Annotated in this window: 12 protein-coding genes; 5 read left to right on the top strand and 7 right to left on the bottom strand. The window is 58.7% G+C overall.

What is annotated here, in order from left to right; translation table 11 throughout:
• The first annotated feature begins 46 nt into the window (after positions 1-46).
• Complete coding sequence (locus tag ACP7AJ_RS12790; RefSeq protein ID WP_426060599.1) at positions 47-796, top strand: DUF4142 domain-containing protein; 750 nt, start codon at positions 47-49, stop codon at positions 794-796.
• 185 nt (positions 797-981) lie between these two features.
• On the opposite strand, the gene uvrA is transcribed toward ACP7AJ_RS12790, so the two are convergent.
• Positions 982-3,999, bottom strand: a complete 3,018-nt coding sequence (gene uvrA, locus ACP7AJ_RS12785) for an excinuclease ABC subunit UvrA (protein ID WP_426060598.1) — start codon at positions 3,997-3,999, stop codon at positions 982-984.
• Positions 4,000-4,257: 258 nt separating this feature from the next.
• Here uvrA and ACP7AJ_RS12780 point away from each other — a divergent pair, with 258 nt between their 5' ends.
• A complete protein-coding gene (locus ACP7AJ_RS12780) occupies positions 4,258-4,758 on the top strand; it encodes a hypothetical protein (RefSeq protein WP_426060597.1) in 501 nt (166 codons plus the stop codon).
• A 56-nt stretch (positions 4,759-4,814) separates the two neighbouring features.
• Here the strand turns inward: ACP7AJ_RS12780 and asnS are convergent, their stop codons facing one another.
• Positions 4,815-6,209 (bottom strand): asparagine--tRNA ligase, encoded by a 1,395-nt coding sequence (gene asnS, locus ACP7AJ_RS12775; protein ID WP_426060596.1) that lies wholly within the window; start codon positions 6,207-6,209, stop codon positions 4,815-4,817.
• A 211-nt stretch (positions 6,210-6,420) separates the two neighbouring features.
• Between asnS and rpoN the strand changes: the two genes are divergently transcribed.
• The 3 genes from rpoN (at position 6,421) to ACP7AJ_RS12760 (ending at position 13,347) form a co-directional block, all read left to right on the top strand.
• The gene (rpoN, locus tag ACP7AJ_RS12770) at positions 6,421-8,007 is read left to right on the top strand and encodes an RNA polymerase factor sigma-54 (protein WP_426060595.1); all 1,587 of its coding nucleotides are present in this window, start codon (positions 6,421-6,423) and stop codon (positions 8,005-8,007) included.
• Positions 8,008-8,100: 93 nt separating this feature from the next.
• The gene (locus tag ACP7AJ_RS12765; RefSeq protein ID WP_426060594.1) at positions 8,101-10,902 is read left to right on the top strand and encodes a response regulator; all 2,802 of its coding nucleotides are present in this window, start codon (positions 8,101-8,103) and stop codon (positions 10,900-10,902) included.
• A gap of 339 nt (positions 10,903-11,241) precedes the next feature.
• Positions 11,242-13,347 (top strand): OmpA family protein, encoded by a 2,106-nt coding sequence (locus ACP7AJ_RS12760; RefSeq protein WP_426060593.1) that lies wholly within the window; start codon positions 11,242-11,244, stop codon positions 13,345-13,347.
• Between the two features lie 126 nt (positions 13,348-13,473).
• On the opposite strand, the gene ACP7AJ_RS12755 is transcribed toward ACP7AJ_RS12760, so the two are convergent.
• The 5 genes from ACP7AJ_RS12755 to proS form a co-directional block, all read right to left on the bottom strand.
• Positions 13,474-13,992, bottom strand: a complete 519-nt coding sequence (locus ACP7AJ_RS12755) for a CHRD domain-containing protein (protein ID WP_426060592.1) — start codon at positions 13,990-13,992, stop codon at positions 13,474-13,476.
• A 237-nt stretch (positions 13,993-14,229) separates the two neighbouring features.
• Positions 14,230-15,225 carry a flotillin-like protein FloA gene (gene floA, locus ACP7AJ_RS12750; RefSeq protein WP_426060591.1) on the bottom strand — a complete coding sequence of 332 codons (996 nt, stop codon included), beginning with the start codon at positions 15,223-15,225 and terminating at the stop codon, positions 14,230-14,232.
• Between the two features lie 89 nt (positions 15,226-15,314).
• A complete protein-coding gene (locus ACP7AJ_RS12745) occupies positions 15,315-15,779 on the bottom strand; it encodes an NfeD family protein (protein WP_426060590.1) in 465 nt (154 codons plus the stop codon).
• 71 nt (positions 15,780-15,850) lie between these two features.
• On the bottom strand, positions 15,851-16,282 hold the full coding sequence (locus ACP7AJ_RS12740; protein ID WP_426060589.1) for a hypothetical protein: 432 nt from the start codon (positions 16,280-16,282) through the stop codon (positions 15,851-15,853).
• Between the two features lie 110 nt (positions 16,283-16,392).
• A complete protein-coding gene (gene proS, locus ACP7AJ_RS12735; protein ID WP_426060588.1) occupies positions 16,393-17,868 on the bottom strand; it encodes a proline--tRNA ligase in 1,476 nt (491 codons plus the stop codon).
• Positions 17,869-17,931: the final 63 nt, after the last annotated feature.

The raw sequence follows: 17,931 nt of genomic DNA, 5'->3' as shown, positions 1-17,931 counted from the left end.
TAGCTACGGTCTAACCTCATTCCTTTCCACAAAACCCTTTCCCTTTATGAAACGCTCCTTCATTCCCTTGTTGGCCACTGGCCTGCTTGCTCTAGCCTCTTGCGGCGACGCCAATAAGTCTACTTCTGCCGAAGGCGGCAACGCCAGCGACAACACCATGACCAGCTCGGCCACCAGTGGCGACACGGTGTCGGCCAACATGCCAGCCGGCTCTGAAAACCCCGAAAATCAACCTCAGAATGCGGGTACCATTCAAGGCACGACCGGCAACGGTGCAGCCCGCGGCGTCGATGGTGCCGGAGCCAGCACCATGGGCGGCACTGGCAGCGCCAAAGGCGATCCCAACGGCCCCACCGCTCCACACAAGGACGATGCCGAGTTCATGAAGTCGGCGGCCCACAGCGACCAGAACGAGATTCAGCAAAGCAAAATGGCTCTGCAGAAGGGCGTGACCGGTATGGCTAAAGAAATGGCCAACAAAATGATTGCCGACCACACCAAGTCGACCACTGAGTTGAAAGCCATTGCTGCTAAAAAAGGCGTGAAACTGCCGACCGACATGGATGCCGAGCACAAAGCCCTCGCCCCCACCATGCAGAAGCTTTCGGGCAAAGCCTTTGAGCAGCGCTACATGGCTCAAATGCTGACCGACCACCAGAAGACGGCCAACACCATGCGTGCCCACGAGCAAATGACACAGGATGCTGACCTGAAAGCCTTCATCGGCAAAACGGTGCCCGTAGTAGAGCAACACTTGGGCATGGCCCAGCAGCACAGCGGCCACAGCAATATGTAATTGTGGCTGTTGAAGCGCATATTTTAGATTAGTCAAGCATTTCTGGTTTTGGGGACGACGCATCCGCAACTGAAGCCGCTATTCTACCCTACATCAACCAACAAAAAAGGCCACTCTAACGAGTGGCCTTTTTTGTTTTAACACTTGCTTTAATCGTCCTCAAAATTCGAGTAATGCACGAAAGTCTAAGCCTCGGTGTATTTACTAATCTTCAATTCCTCGGCCAGGAAACGTGCCGTGTGGCCTTTATCCGATTTGGCCACCTGCTCAGGCGTGCCTTGGGCCACGATGGTGCCACCGCCCGCGCCACCTTCGGGGCCGATGTCGATGACGTGGTCGGCCACCTTAATCAGGTCAAGATTGTGCTCGATGATGAGGACGGTGTTGCCCTTGTCGGCTAGCTTCTGGAGCACATCGGCCAGGTGGTTGATGTCTTCGAAGTGCAGACCCGTTGTTGGTTCGTCGAGGATGTAGAAGGTTTTGCCAGTGTCCTTTTTGCTTAGCTCGGTGGCGAGCTTCACGCGCTGGGCTTCGCCGCCGGAGAGCGTGGTGGCCTGTTGACCCAGGGTGAGGTAGCCCAGGCCCACATCGTTCAGCGTTTTGATTTTGCGCAGAATGCGGGGCTGGAATTCGAAGAACTCCACTGCCTTCTCTACCGTCATATCCAGAATGTCGGTAATGGACTTGCCTTTGAAGCGCACTTCCAGCGTTTCACGGTTGTAGCGGCGGCCTTTGCAAGTTTCGCAGGGCACGTGCACGTCGGGCAAGAAGTTCATCTCGATAGTGCGGATGCCGGCGCCCTCGCAGGTTTCGCAGCGCCCGCCCTTCACGTTAAAGGAGAAGCGGCCCGGGCCGTAGCCGCGGATTTTAGCCTCTGCCATTTCGCCAAACAACTGGCGAATTTCGGTGAACACGCCTGTATAGGTGGCCGGGTTGGAACGCGGCGTTCGGCCAATCGGCGATTGGTCGACCTCAATTACCTTATCAACCAGGTCCAGTCCTTCAATGCTGCCGTAAGTCAGCGGCTCACGCTTAGCGTTGAAGAAATGCTGGTTCAGTATCGGGTACAGCGTGTCGTGAATGAGCGTTGATTTGCCCGAGCCCGAGACGCCCGTCACGGCCACCAGCTTACCCAGCGGCACTTTCAGAGTCACGTTTTTGAGGTTGTTGCCCTTGGCGCCCTTCAGCACCAGCTCGGCGCCTTCGCCCTTGCGCTTCTTCTTGCGCATTTCGATGTGCTTCTGCCCGCTCAGGTACTGCGAGGTGAGCGAGCCGGAGCTCAGAATCTCCTGCGGCGTGCCCGAGGCCACGATGTGGCCGCCGTGAATGCCCGCGCCGGGGCCAATGTCGAGCACGTGGTCGGCGTGCAGAATCATGTCCTTGTCGTGCTCCACCACAATCACCGAGTTGCCGATATCCCGCAGGTGCTGCAGGGCCTTGATGAGCCGCTCGTTGTCGCGCTGGTGCAGGCCGATGCTGGGCTCGTCCATGATGTAGAGCACGCCCACGAGCTGGGTGCCAATCTGGGTGGCGAGGCGGATGCGCTGGCTTTCACCGCCCGAAAGTGTGCGCACCGGACGGTGCAGGTTCAGGTAGTCGAGGCCCACCTCCAGTAGGAAGCCGATGCGCTTACGAATTTCCTTCAGCAGCTCGCGGGCAATCACGTTCTGGCGCTCGGTGAGGCGGTCCTCCAAGCCTTCAAACCAGCCGGCTAGGTCGTTCAAGTCCATCACCGAAAGCTCGCCGATGTGCTTGTCGGCCATGCGGAAGTGCAGGCTTTCTTTTTTGAGGCGGTAGCCTTCGCACTCGGGGCAGGTTTGGGCCTGAGCGTACTGCGAAATCCACTCCCGAATGTTGTCCGACTCCGAGTCCATCTGCCGACGCAGAAAGGGAATAAGTCCTTCGAATGCCTCGGTGTACTGGGTTTTGCTGTCGTCGGCCTCGTCCTCCGTAATGCCGTGGAGCAGGCGCTTGAGCAAGTCCTCCGAGAGCTTCTCGATGGGCGTATTCAGGGTGGCCTTGTGCTTTTTGAGGATAACCGAGAGCTGCTGGAAAATCCAGATGTCGCGGTAGTCGCCCAGGGGCGCGATGCCGCCGCGCGCAATGCTCAGCTTGCGGTCGGGCATCACGCTGTCTTCCGTGATTTCCTGCACCTCGCCCAAGCCATTGCAGGTGGGGCAGGCGCCGTAGGGCGAGTTGAAGCTGAAGGTGTTGGGTGCCGGGTCGTCGTAGGCGATGCCGGTGGTGGGGTCCATCAGGAAGCGCGAGAAGAACTGCGGCTTGGCCTTGTCGCCCTTGCCGTCAGGGTCGAGCACCAGCATGGTGCCTTTGCCGTGCACCAGCGCATTCTGCACCGAGCCGCTGAGGCGGAACCGGTCTTCCTCCTTCACCACGAGCCGGTCAATCACGATTTCGATGTCGTGAATCTTGTAGCGGTCCACCTGCATCTTGGGCGTGATGTCGAGAATTTCGCCGTCGACGCGCACTTTGGCAAAGCCCAGCTTGGCAATTTTCTGGAAGTCTTCGCGGTAATGTCCTTTGCGGCCCTTCACCACCGGCGCCAGCACCACCAGCTTCTTCCCGTCAAAATGCTTGAGGATGTAGTTGATAATCTGGTCATCGCTCTGCCGAATCATCTTCTTGCCTGTGGCGTAGCTGAAGGCTTCAGCCGTGCGGGCGTACAACAGGCGTAGAAAGTCGTAAATCTCCGTGATGGTGCCCACCGTGGAGCGCGGGTTGCGCGAGGTCGTCTTCTGCTCGATGCTGATAACCGGCGACAGGCCCTCAATCTTGTCTACGTCGGGCCGTTCCAAGCCGCCCATGAAGGACCGGGCGTAGGCCGAGAACGTCTCCATGTAGCGGCGCTGGCCCTCGGCGTAAATGGTATCGAAGGCCAAGCTCGATTTGCCCGAGCCCGAAATTCCCGTGAACACCACCAGCCGGTTGCGCGGAATCTTCACCGACACGTTCTTGAGGTTATGCTCGCGGGCACCGTACACTTCAATGTAGGGCGCTTCGAGGGGCTGCGAGGCGGGGCTGTGGCCGTTGAGTTGGCCGTGGGTGTGGCCCGCAGCCGGGAGCTCGGTCATGGTGCGCACAGTGGCAGCCGTTTCGGCGGCGCCTTCTTTAGCTGTGTTTTTCAGCGCGGTGGCTTTGGCTTTGGGGGCTTTAGTAACCGGGGTATCGGTGGATTTTTTGGCCATTCAGAAACGCAGCAGATAAGTGCGCAAAGGTACGAAAAAGGGGACCCAAAGGCTAATGGAAAAGCACTATTTACCAGTTGCATTAGCCAATTTGGTCGGGTACGTTGGTGTACAACAGCAAGCCGCCCCGGTTTGTGCCCGCACATCGCAGATGATTACCCAAACTGTTCCAGCAGAAGTTTTAAGCCCACTAATCAAGTTGGCACCGTACTTGCAATTGATTAATTATATTCTTCTGCACTCCTTAAATACCCTATCATGTACAAGCTCCCCAAAATCTCCTATACCCTCGTGCTTGGCCTGTTGGTTTGGACCACAGCAGCAGTTCAGGCCCAAACCGCCAATCTCCCGCCGTGGATGCAAAAGAGAACGGGAACACCTGCTCCGCAGCCCACCAGCACGCCGGCTCCGGCACCCGGTGAAGTATTTCCGGAGATATTCGGCCGTACTCCCACCAACAACGACAACGACAGGCGAGACACCCGCTACCGCAAAGGCCACCCCCACGGCATGCCCCCCGGCCAAGCCAAAAAACGCGGCTACCGCGCTAACCCCAGCAATGGCGGCCTGCCTCCCGGACAAGTCCGGCCAGTAGATAATCGCCGCTACGACGACCACGACCGGGATTACCGCCGCTATGACGACCGCGACCGGAACTACCGCCGCGATGACGAAGACCGGTACAAAAACGACCGCCGCGACGACGATGACCGCAGAAAAGGCGGCAAAGGAAAAGGCAAGGGCAAAGGCCGCGACTAAGGCCTTGGCAATGTCACCAACAAAAAGGGCCCCGCATGGGGCCCTTTTTGTTGGTATTAAAACGCCGCGTTCTTGGGGTAGCGCGGGAAGGGAATAACGTCACGGATGTTGCTCATGCCCGTCACGAACAGCACCAGGCGCTCGAAGCCCAGGCCGAAGCCAGCGTGCGGAGCGGTGCCGAAGCGGCGGGTGTCGAGGTACCAGTCCAGCTCATCGGTGGGCACGTGCATTTCGGCCATGCGAGTGGTAAGCTTTTCGTAATCCTCCTCGCGCTGCGAACCGCCGATGATTTCGCCGATGCCGGGAAACAGCACGTCCATGGCGCGCACGGTGCGGCCGTCCTCGTCCAGCTTCATGTAGAAGGCTTTGATTTCCTTCGGGTAGTTGGTGAGAATAACGGGCTTTTTGAAGTGCTTCTCCACTAGGTAGCGCTCGTGCTCGCTCTGCAGGTCGGTGCCCCAGTCCACAGGGAACTCAAATTTCTGCTTGGCCGATTTCAGGATTTCCACGGCCTCGGTGTAGGTGAGGCGCTGGAAAGCGTTGTCGACCACAAAATGCAGGCGGCCCAGCAGTTCCTTGTCGTATTGCTCGTTGAGGAATTGCAGGTCGTCGGCACAGTGCTCCAGGGCGTAGCGCACTAGGCTTTGAAGAAAATCCTCGGCCAGGTCCATGTTCTCTTCGAGCTCGTTGAACGCCACTTCGGGCTCAATCATCCAGAACTCGGCGAGGTGGCGGGCGGTGTTGGAGTTTTCGGCCCGGAAGGTGGGGCCAAAGGTGTATATGCTGCCCAGCGCCATGGCCGCCAGCTCCCCTTCGAGCTGGCCCGATACGGTGAGGTTGGTTTGCTTACCGAAGAAGTCTTCGGAGAAGTCTACTGAGCCGTCGGCGGTGCGGGGCGGGTGCTCGGGCGGCAGCGTCGTCACGCGGAACATCTGGCCTGCCCCCTCGGCATCGGAACCGGTGATGATGGGCGTGTGAACGTAGAAGAAGCCGTTTCTATTGAAATAGTCGTGAATGGCGAACGCCAACGCATGCCGCACGCGCAACACCGCCCCAAACGTGTTGGTGCGGGGGCGCAGGTGAGCAATTTCACGGAGATGCTCCAGCGACGTAGCCTTCTTTTGCAGGGGGTACGCTTCGGGGTCGGATTTGCCCAGCACCGTGATTTCGGCGGCCTGAACTTCTACGGTCTGGCCCTTGCCTTGCGAAGCCACCAGCTTGCCCCGAACGGCCACGCACGACCCCGTGGTGACGTCCTTCAGCGCTTCTTCGGGAAATTTCTCCGCATCGGCTACTACCTGGATGTTGTGGAGGATGGAACCGTCGTTGACAGCGATAAACTGGACGTATTTGTTGCCGCGGCGGGTGCGAACCCAGCCTTTGACGAGAACTTCGCGGTCGAGCTCCTGGCTCGACAGAAGTTGCTGCACGGTGGACCGTTTGAGGGACATAACTTGCGGATAAGCGGGTTGTAAGAGGGCAAAGGTAGTTGCGAGGCCCTGCCGTTGTTACGCGTCAGCCCTCACCACCCGGCACAACAACGGCAAGGCCTGCGGTGCAGGACAGGCTGTGCGCCCCAGCTACCGCCTCTTGCCTTCAACTTTTCGTGCCGAATTCTAGTAAAAATGGCCGTCGGCCCGCCCTTTTCGTATTTTCGTTCCTATGCAACGCCTCGACCTTAAACAGCTCCTCTCCCAAAAGCTTAGCCCGCAGCAGATTCAGTTTATTAAGCTGCTGCAGATTCCTACGGCCGAGCTGGAAACCCGCATCAAAGAGGAGATGGAGGTAAACCCGGCGCTGGAAGAAGACGAAGCCGACGAGCCCGAGGAAATGGAGCGCGACGATGACGACAGCGACGACGCGGAAGACCCTGATGCCTCACTCGACAACGACGAAAACACGCTGGACGAAGATTTCGACGACCGCGGCGCCGCCGACCAGGAAATGGCCGACGAAATGCCGGAACCCGAAATCCTGCCTAAGGAAGACAGCCCCGCCGACGACGTCCCCGATAACCAGGACCTCGACCTGAGCGACTACCTCAACGATGACGAGATAGCCGGCTACAAGATGCAGGGCGACGGCCCCGGCGAGGAAGAAGAGCGCGACACGCCCCTGGCCGACACCAGCGGCTCGCTCATGGACTCGCTGCTGGATCAGCTGCACTTTGCCGACCTCGACGAACGCCAGGAGGCCATCGGCCAGCAGCTCATCGGCTCGATAGACGGCGACGGCTACATCCGGCGTGACCTTTCGGCCATTGCCAACGACCTAGCTTTTTCGCAAAACCTGGAAGTAACCGTGCCCGAGATTGAGGCCGTGCTGCGCGTCATTCAGGGGTTCGACCCGCCCGGCATTGGCGCGCGCGACTTGCCCGAGTGCCTGCTGCTGCAACTGGAGCGCCGCCCCCAGGACGAGGCCACCACCAACGCCGAGCGCATCCTCACCGAAACGTTTGACGAGTTCAGCAAGAAGCACTACCCGCGCATTCAGCAGAAGCTGGACCTAGAAGACGACGAGCTGAAAGAAGCCATCAACGTTATTCTGAAGCTGAACCCCAAGCCGGGTGGCAGCGGCCCCAGCGGCCTGGGCAAGACGCAGTACCTGATGCCCGACTTCATTCTGACGAATGACAACGGCGTTTTCAACCTGACCCTGAACGCTCGCAACGCCCCTGAGCTGCGCGTGAGCCCGGCCTACACCGAGATGTTCCGGACCTACGACAAGGCGGCCAAGAAGGACGCCAAGATGAAGGAGGCCGTCACGTTTGTGAAGCAGAAACTGGACTCGGCCAAGTGGTTTATCGATGCTATTCGGCAGCGTCAAAACACGCTGCTGCGCACCATGAACGCCATTGTGGAGCTGCAGCGCGACTTCTTTGCCGAAGGCGACGAAGGCAAGCTCAAGCCCATGATTTTGAAGGACATTGCCCAGCGCATCGGCATGGACATTTCGACGGTAAGCCGGGTGGCCAACTCGAAGTCCATTCAAACCGAGTTTGGCATTTACCCTCTTAAGTATTTTTTCTCTGAAGGCATCGCCACCGACTCGGGCGAAGACGCGTCGAGCCGCGAGGTAAAGAGCATTTTGAAAGACCTCATCGGCAACGAAAGCAAAGAGCGGCCGCTGAGCGATGACAAGCTGGAAAAAATGCTGAACGCCCGCGGCTACAACATTGCCCGCCGTACGGTGGCCAAGTACCGCGAGCAATTGAACATTCCGGTGGCACGGCTGCGCAAGGAGCTCTAGCACCTGCTGGGGGCAAGGCAGGCCGAGGCGGGCGGTGCTTTTTTGTCCCCTCACTTGCAAAGCGTTCCACCCAATGTCAGGCATATTTGCAGGATGAAGAGTGTCGACGATACCCTGCTCCTATCGGACAATCCAGCTGAACTCCACGCCTTGCTCGCGGCCGAACGCCAGCGCCGCAAGCAGGCAGAGGCCGATTTGGCGGCCATGCGCGTCGCCAGCCGCATTCCTCACCTGAATCCCAATCCGATTATTCGGTTGAGCAGCACCGGCGAGCTGCTGTTTGCCAACCCGGCCGCTGCCCGGCTAGCCGATGAGCTGCTGGCTACCGGCCCCTCGAGGGTGCGCCCGCAACTGGTGCAGGCTGCCCTGCAAACCCTGCGCACGGGCGAGCCGCTGCAGCGCGAGCTGCAAGCCAACGGCCAGCACTTTTTGCTGTTTGCGGTGCCGGTGCTGGAGGAGGGCTTTGCCCTGCTGTACCTCACCGATGTGACGGCCCGCTGGCAGGCCGAGCAGGAAACCCGGGAGCAGCGCAAGTTATACGAAACCATTCTGGCTCATTTGCCAGCTGTTGTGACGGTGCTCGACGCGGACCAGCGCTACAGTTACATCAACACCTACGCCGGCGACAGCGAAACCGAGCGCCAGGCCCGGTTGGGCACCAACTTCGCCGACCGTTGCGCTGCCAAAGGCTTGCCTGCTGCCTTAGCGGCGCGGCGCCGTCGCTTGTTTGAGCGGGCCGTGAGCAGCCGCCTGCCCGTGAGCTGGGAAGAGCACTGGCCCGGATGCTCCGATGCGGCCGCCTGTTATTGGCTGTGTTCCTACCATCCGGTGTTTGGGGCCGGAGGGGAGCTGCAAATGGTGCTGAATTACGGCTTTGACATTACCTCGCGCCGCGAAGCCGAGGAACGCACCCGCCAGAGCGAGGGCCAGGTGCAGGCCCAGCAGGCCTTCACCAACCTGGTGCTCGACCTCAACCCCAACCTTATTTGGGTGCGCGACGCCGAAGGCAACACCAAGTTTGAGAATGCCGAGATGAAGGCCATGCGCGAGCGCATCCGGCACCTGGCTGGTACCGCCACCATGGAAGCCGCCCTCGACATAGAGGTGCTGAAAACATCGGCGCTCACCGATTTGGACGTACTCAAATCCGGCAAGCAAAACATCAACATTGCCTCGGTGAAGCTTGGCAACGGGGAGGTGCGCTGGTTTCAGACGGTGCGCTGCCCCATGGTGCTGGCCAACGGCACTACCCAGGTGCTAGGCGTGAGCACCGACATCACCGCGCTCAAGCAAGCCCAACAGGAAGCCGAAGCAGCCGCCCTCGCCCGCGAAAATTTCCTGGCCAACATGAGCCACGAAATTCGCACGCCGCTCAATGGCGTGCTGGGCATGACGAGCCTGCTGGCCAAAACCACGCTCAACGAGCAGCAGCGCAGCTACACGGCCATCATCCAGCACTCGGGCCGGCACCTGCTAAACGTGGTGAACGACGTGCTCGACATGGCCAAAATCACCTCGGGCAAGCTGGAGCTGGAACAGTCTGTCTTCAACCTCTGCGACTCCATGGGCAAAGCGGCGCACCCCTTGGTGATGCAGGCCCAGGAAAAAGGCATTCGGGTGGTGGGCACACTGTTGCGCGACTCCTGCCCCCTGCCGTGGGTAGTCGGCGACTCGTACCGCCTCAATCAGGTGCTGATTAACCTGCTCTCGAACGCCATCAAGTTCACCCCGGCTGGGGGCACGGTGGCGGTGGGCGGCTACTTTGTGAGCGAAACCGAAGACACACTCACCACCGAGTTTCGGGTGACGGACAGCGGCATTGGCATCGCGCCCGACAAGCTGGAGAACATCTTTCAGGAATTCACGCAGGCCTACGCCGATACCACGCGGCAATTTGGCGGTACGGGCCTGGGGTTGAGCATCAGCCGGGCCCTGGTGGCCCAGATGGGCGGGCGGCTCACGGTGCAAAGCCAGCCGGGCCAGGGCAGCTCCTTCTCCTTCGTGACCACGCTGCCCAAGGCCAGCGCCGAAGCACGGCAAAAAGCCATGGAGCCAGTGGCGCTGGTACAGGAAGCCTCGGTACGCGGCCGCCGTGTGCTGCTGGTAGAAGACAACGCTGTGAACCGCGAAGTAGCCCAGCTGCTGCTGGAGGGCCATGGCGTGGTAGTTGATGAAGCCGCCAGCGGCCTTGAAGCCCTCGAGCTGTTTGAAGAATGCCGCTACGACGCCGTTCTCATGGACATTCAGATGCCCGGCATGAACGGCTTAGAAGCCACGGCTCGCATTCGGACGCACTACGACCCCGTAAAGGCTGCCACCCCCATCCTGGCCCTAACAGCCAATGCCTTCCGCGCCGATGCTGAGAAGTACGCCGCGGCTGGCATGAACGATACCCTGCCCAAGCCCTTCGACGAGGCCGAGCTGCTCGGCAAGCTGGCCGCTCTTATGGCTGGCGGCGCCCCTCTCACAGCAGCCAGCCCCGCTCTAGCAGCTACCAGCGAACCAGCCGCAACCGCTACTGCGCCGCATGCTGAGCCAGCGCCTGAGGCCACCGAAGACGCTGCCCCGCTCTATGACTTGGTATTACTCAGCCAAACTGCCCACGGCAGCACGGCGTTTATGAACCGCATTCTGACTTCCTTTCACAGCAATACTCCCGGTAGTGTGGGCGACCTGCGGGCGGCCCAAACCATGGCCGACTGGCCGGCGGCTGCGGCAGTGGCCCATAAGTTGCGGCCGTCGCTGCGCCTGCTTGGGGCGGCCAGTCTGCTGCCCTGCATGGCCGTGCTCGAATCCGAAAGCTCTTCTGAGTTAGAGCGGCAAACAGCTGCACTGGAACTGGCGGCAGGACTAGAAGCATTGCTAAGGGTGCTGCCCCAAAAACTCGATTCTTAATTGCGTTGGTGTTACCCGCTTTAAAGCCCATTAAACTGTTGCTCCGGTCTGCACCACCACAAACACCGAAATCTTAACGCTGTCAACACGTCGCCCCCTGGTACGGCAGCAAGCCAAATCCAAGCCCAAAAGTGCCGGAAACCACCAAATTATCACATGTAAATTGTCCTGATTTTTAAGCTTCGCGATGCCAAATCAGGAAGGCAACATGTGGCGCGGCACGGGCTGGGAAATAGTTTTTCATTAGGTTAGCTGTAAATAAAGCCGCTTGGGCCCGCTACTGTGCTTCTGCTATGGTCCGCGCGTGCCTGTGGTTTTACTTTTTCTGCTATTAGTGCTATGTCTGAATCATTTGTATCCCGTCTACTGACCTTGGTGTCGGTGGCTTTGCTACTGTTATTTTCTACCAATTCTCAAGCCCAGCGGGTGCTGTGGGCGGCTCGCGTCGTGGGTGTTTCTTCCCAGAAAGCCGAGGGCAAAGAGCCGTTTGCCCCTTCGCAGGTTTTGGGCACGCCCAACGCCTTGCCGCTGGGCCAAATCAGCAACGACGCGTGGATTCCCAAGAAGGAAGGCTCCAACGAATTTATTGAGGTGCGCTTTGGCCGCTCCATTGCGGCCCAACAGGTAACAATAATTGAAAACTTCAACCCGGGCTCCATCACCAAAGTAGAGCTGGTGGATACCAAGGGCGAGAAACACGAGGTGTACACCAACACCAACCCCGGCCCCCTGCCCGAGCCTTTCCGCACCCTGGAAGTGCGGTTTCCCGTTGCCCAGTACCGCACCATCGGCGTCATTGTCCGGATGAACACAGGCAAAGTGGAGGGCGTAAACCAGATTGATGCCATCGGTATCGCCGACGTGGCTTCTACCATGGTGAAGCAGGCCTTCGATGCGCCCAAGGGGCCCGATGCGGTGGCCTCTACCCAGTTCGACTCCTCGCTCGTCAACCTGGGGCCGAACGTGAACTCGCGCTACGTCGACACCCACCCCGTTATTTCACCCGATGGGCGCACGCTGTATTTTGCCCGCCAAAGCCACCCCGGCAACGTGGGCGGCTCGCGCGACCCGCAGGACATCTGGATTTCCAAGCTGGTATCGGGCAAAAACAAAACCTGGGGCCCGGCCCGGAACATGGGCGAGCCCAGCAACACCCCCGAAGACCCCAACGGCCTGGCCTCGGTGTCGGCCAACGGTCAAACGGCCCTGCTCATTGGCGTGTACGTCGACGGCCTTATGGAACCCAAGGGCTTCAGCATGAGCCGCCGCTCGGCCGGCGGCTGGAGCAAGCCCGTGAAAGTGGAGATTGACGACTACTATAACAAAGACCCGGAGCACATCGACGCCTGCCTGGCCACCTCGGGCAAGGCCCTGCTCATGGCTGTGGAACGCAACGACGGCATCGGCGGCCAGGACATCTACGTGAGCTTTCCGAAGCCCGACAAGCTGCCCGGCGCTATGGCCGACCCCAAAAAGCAGGTGGAGTGGACCAAGCCCCTGAACCTGGGCCCGAACGTGAACACGGCCAAAGCCGACTTCGCTCCCTTCCTGGCTGCCGATGAGAAGACCCTGTATTTTGCCAGCGAAGGCCGGGGCGGCTACGGCAAATCCGACATTTTCTACTGCAAGCGCCTCGATGATACCTGGACCAATTGGAGCCCGCCCCGCAACCTGGGCCCCGTGGTGAACTCGCCGGACTTCGACGCTTACTACACCGTGTCGGCCGCCGGCCAGGATGCCTACCTTGTGTCGTCGCGCAACGGCACCGACGGCTCCAAAGACATTTTCCGCATCTCTCTTGCACCCGCTTTCCAGCCTGAAGTGGTGACGCTGGTGACCGGCCGCGTGCTCGACGTGAATACCGGCAAGCCCATCCGGGCCATCATTCACTACGAAAACCTGCTTACGGGTGAAGAAATCGGGGTGACTGAAACCGACCCGCGCGACGGCTCATACACCATTGTGCTGCCCAGCGGCGTGCAGTACGGCTATCGTGCCGAAGCCGTCGGCTACCTTGCTGAAAACGCCAGCCTCGACGTGACGGCCAAGGATAAGTACTCCGAACAGCAGCAAGACCTGTTCCTAGTGCCCTTCAACGTGGGCCAGACCGTGAAGCTGAACAACATCTTCTTCCAGCAAAGCCGCTACTACCTCAACACCAACTCCTACCCCGAGCTGGCCCGCCTCATCCGCATCATGAAAGACTACCCTTCGGTAGAAATCAAGATTTCTGGCCATACCGACAACCAAGGCGACCCCGCCCTCAACCTCAAGCTTAGCCAGGACCGGGTGAACGAGGTGAAAAAGTACCTCAGCAGCCACGGTGTCAACGGCAACCGCATCACCACCGAAGGCTTTGGCGGCACCAAGCCCATCGCCAGCAACGACCAGGAAGAGACCCGCGCCAAGAACCGCCGTGTGGAGTTCACGATTACCAAGAAGTAACACAGCGCGCCCTCCGCAAACAGGCCGCGCTGCCCTCTCTCCCTCTACTGCACAAAGAAAAAGCCTGACCGTTTGGTCAGGCTTTTTCTTTGTGAAAACAGCCGGTAGCCGGCAATTTCCTTGGTATTAACGCACTTGCCCGCGGATTTCGCCGCTGGGCACTGCGGTAGAATGCACATTGGTGTAAATACGACCTGCCTCCATGGCTGCTATCAATCCCGACAAGGTGGTCTGACCGGCCAATGGTCCTTTTAGCGACGCACTGGTAATAATACCCTCAGCAATCACACCCTGGGGGCTTGGCCCCGTGCGGCCCACCAAATCCACGACCACCGGCCCATTGGCGCCGCGCTCGCCCAGATGCAGATGCCCGAAAATCACCGTTGTGCTAATATTGGCTACAATTAATTTGTACGACAGCGATTTTCCGTCTTTACTCAGCTTGAAGATGGCTTGTCCGGTGGCGTTTGTCGCCACGGCGGGCACCTCTTCATCGCCTGTAAGATGGGCGGTAAAGTTCCTGTTTTCCGCCTTCGCATCCGTTGTTTGGGTGCTGGCTAAAGCCGGTTGTGGCTCAACAGATTCTTTTTGGCAGCCGCTTAGCAGCAGGCCGCTCAGGAACAAAGAACTTAGTAAGCTTTTCATAATGAGTGGGCTTTGGTTAGTTAATGAATAACTAACCAACCGCGACCTTCCCATGTAGTTAGCTTGGTTTAATGAAATGACAAAATATTATATTACCATTGGCTATAGGCTATGATTCTAAGGCCAACAAAAATGCCTGCTGTAGCTACAGCAGGCATTTTTGTTAACAAAGTAGCATAATACTGGAAAGAGGCTCAGTCCCTGCTGAATGAAGGGACTGGGCCCGGCAGGCATGGCTTAGGAGCTCAGGTTGCTCGAGCCGGGCTTCACGTTGCCGCTGCCGCCGGGGTTGGCAATGGAGTCGCGCATATCTGTATCGGCCTGCACGTTGCGCATTTTGTAATAGTCCATAATGCCAAGGTTGCCGTTACGGAAGGCTTCGGCCATGGCTTTGGGAATTTCGGCTTCGGCATCAACCACACGGGCTTTGGCCTCCTGGGTTTTGGCGCGGTTTTCCTGTTCCACGGCCACGGCCATGGCGCGGCGCTCTTCGGCGCGAGCCTCGGCTACGCGGAGGTCGGCAGCGGCCTGATCCATTTGAAGCTTAGCGCCGATATTTTCTCCAATGTCAACGTCGGCAATGTCAATGGACAGGATTTCGAACGCAGTGCCTGCATCGAGGCCCTTAGACAGTACGAGCTTGGAAATCTTATCGGGGTTTTCCAGCACTTCTTTATGCGACTTCGACGAGCCAATGGTGCTCACAATGCCTTCGCCCACCCGTGCCAGGATGGTTTCTTCGCCGGCGCCGCCCACCAGCTGCGAGATGTTGGCCCGCACCGTGACACGGGCAATGACGATGAGCTGAATACCATCCTGCGATACTGCGGCCACGTTGGGCGTGTTAATCACCTTGGGGTTAACGCTGGTGGTCACGGCTTCAAACACGTTGCGGCCGGCCAAGTCGATGGCCGTGGCCTGCTTGAAGGTGAGCGGAATGTTGGCCTTATCGGCCGAAATTAGCGCCTTAATAACACTTGGCACGTTGCCCCCCGCCAGGAAGTGGGTTTCCAAGTCGTCGGCCGTCAACTGCAGGCCCGCCTTGGTGGAAGTAATCAAGGAATTGACAATCAGGGAAGGTGGCACTTTGCGCACCCGCATAAAAGCCAGCTGGAATAAACTCACTCGCACCCCCGAGAATACAGCAGTAACCCACAGGCTAATGGGGAAGAAATACAGGAACACCAGCAGAACTATGCCTGCTATGGCCAGCGGAAATATGGGAAAATTCATGCTGTAAGGTAGTAACGAATTGGGTAGCGGCCCTGAAGGGCACTACCGAAGGCTCAAGAAGTTTAACCAATAAGGACCGTTCCCGGAGGTTAGGCCGTCGCCACCACAATGCGATTTTGCTCGATGGCGAGCACGCGCACGGCGCTACCCGAGGCCACAAACTCGCCCCGCGTCACGACTTCCCGCCGCTCCGTGCCAAAGAGCACCGTGCCCGAAGGCCGCAGCGCCGACAGGGTGTGGCCCACCGTGCCCGGGGCCACATCGGCCCGGCGCGCATCGTCCACCGTGGTATCGTGAATGCTCGTAAGAGCCAGCCGCGACAGGTTTTTGGGCCGCAACCCCACGTACAAGATTACACCGGCCAGCAGGGCCACCCCCACCAGCGCATAATGCCCCAGGGGCGTTCCCAGGTCGCGGTACCCCATCCAGATTCCCACGGCCAGCAGTGCAAACCCCACAAAGCCCACCACAGTAGTGCCGGGAATGAAAATAACTTCGGCCGCCAGAAACAGCAGGCCAAACAAGAGCAGCATTGCAACAGAAAGCCAAGGCATGGGCGTACAGAAATATGTTTCTTAAAGATACGCAGCGGCCAGCTTAAAGGCTACCCATGTGGTTTGGGTGCCTAGCGCCTGGCCGACGCAGGCTTTTTCTCCACGAAGGCACTCAGCAGGCCTTCGGAGTTTTCCACTCCCACTATTTCCAGCAAATCCTGGTAGTAGATGGCCAGGTCCTGGCGCTCTTCCACCTTCTTCACGAGCGGGTGAAGCTGGGTTAGGCTGGCATCAAGGGTTTGCAAATAGGCTTCCTTGGTGGGGCTGGTTGAGGTAATGGCCAAAAACTCGTTGGTGGACTGCACCAAAATGCGGTTGAGGGCAGGCCGCGCTTCTACGGGCAAAGAAGCTGGGCGCTTGTCGGTTACTACCCTGTTAAGTGTCTTTTTGAGAAGCTTCTCAAGCTTAACCGCAGCCCTGTTGGGTACTGCTACGGGGGTGGGGGTTTGGGCGTGGCCAGCAACAGATGTTGCCATCATCAGAGAGAGTAAGAGTGCACGCATAGCAAGTAAGAAAAGTAGGGCTGCGCAGGTGCGCAGCCCATTTGCTTGCCAAGGCAGCAGTATACCTTAATATTTATGCATTAATCTCGCTTATCTAATTAATCGCACTTTTAATAGGCTCGAGCGAAGTAGGCGCGACGCGGACTTGGATTTCCGGTTACCATGCAGATGCCTTCCTCATCGGGTTCATTCAGCGCCAGGCAGCGTACGGTGGCTTTCGTTTCGGTTTTGATACGCTCTTCGGTTTCGGAAGTGCCGTCGTAGTGTGCCAGTACAAAGCCAGCATCGGTGTCGAGCACACGCTTAAACTCGTCGTAGCTGTCAACCCGGGTCATGTGGGTTTCGCGGAATTTCTTGGCCTTCTCGTAGATGTTCTGCTGAATGTCGGTCAGCAGTTGGTCAACACTGGCTACAATGTTGGCTAGGGGCAGGCTCATTTTCTCCTTGGTGTCGCGGCGGGCCACTTCCACAGTGCCGGCGTCGAGGTCGCGCGCACCAATGGCCAGGCGCACAGGCACGCCCTTCATCTCCCACTCGGCAAACTTGAAGCCGGGGCGCTCGGTGTCGCGGCTGTCCACCTTCACAGCAATGCCTCGTGCAATGAGGCCCTGCTGAATGGGCCGGATGCGCTCAAGCAGCGCGTCGAGTTCACCCGTTTTGTAAATGGGTACAATGACCACCTGGATTGGAGCCAGCTTGGGCGGCAGCACTAGGCCTTCGTCGTCGGAGTGGGCCATTACCAGGGCCCCCATCAGGCGGGTGCTTACGCCCCAGCTGGTGCCCCACACGTGCTCGAGGCCGCCTTCTTTGGTGGCAAAGGTCACGTCAAAGGCCTTGGCAAAGTTCTGGCCCAGGAAGTGGCTGGTGCCCGCTTGCAGCGCCTTGCCGTCCTGCATTAGCGCCTCAATGCAATAGGTGTCCTCGGCGCCGGCAAACCGTTCGTTGGGCGTTTTCACGCCTTTCACAACCGGCAGCGCCATGTGCTCCTCGGCAAACTCGGCGTACACGTCGAGCATCTGGCGAGTTTCGGCTACGGCTTCCTCGGCGGTGGCGTGGGCGGTGTGGCCTTCCTGCCACAGGAACTCGGCCGTGCGCAAAAACAGGCGAGTACGCATTTCCCAGCGCACCACGTTGGCCCACTGGTTGATGAGCAGCGGCAAGTCGCGGTAGCTCTGCACCCAGTTTTTGTAGGTGCTCCAAATGATGGCCTCCGAGGTAGGGCGCACCACCAGTTCTTCTTCCAGCTTGGCGGCGGGGTCTACGCGCAGCTTGCCGGGGTTGTCGGGGTCGGTCTGGAGGCGGTAGTGGGTTACCACGGCGCATTCTTTGGCAAAGCCCTCGGCGTTTTTTTCTTCAGCCTCGAAAAGGCTTTTGGGGATGAAGATGGGGAAATACGCATTTTCATGGCCGGTGCGCTTGAACATGTCGTCCAGTTGGCGCTGCATTTTTTCCCAAATGGCGTAGCCATAGGGCTTGATAACCATGCAGCCGCGCACGGCCGAATTCTCGGCCAGTCCTGCACGCTTCACTAACTCATTGTACCAAAGCGAATAATCTTCTTGGCGGGTAGGCAACTTTTTGCTCATGGGGGGCATCTAAGATTTAATTGAAAAAGCTTCCAAGTATGGTACAAGATTTGACCTAACGAA

The organism is Hymenobacter sp. B1770 (genome assembly GCF_049896385.1).
In the GTDB taxonomy this organism is placed as follows: Bacteria; Bacteroidota; Bacteroidia; order Cytophagales; family Hymenobacteraceae; genus Hymenobacter.
Note: the sequence above shows the minus strand (reverse complement) of the source record. Positions and strands in the feature narration are given on the sequence as shown.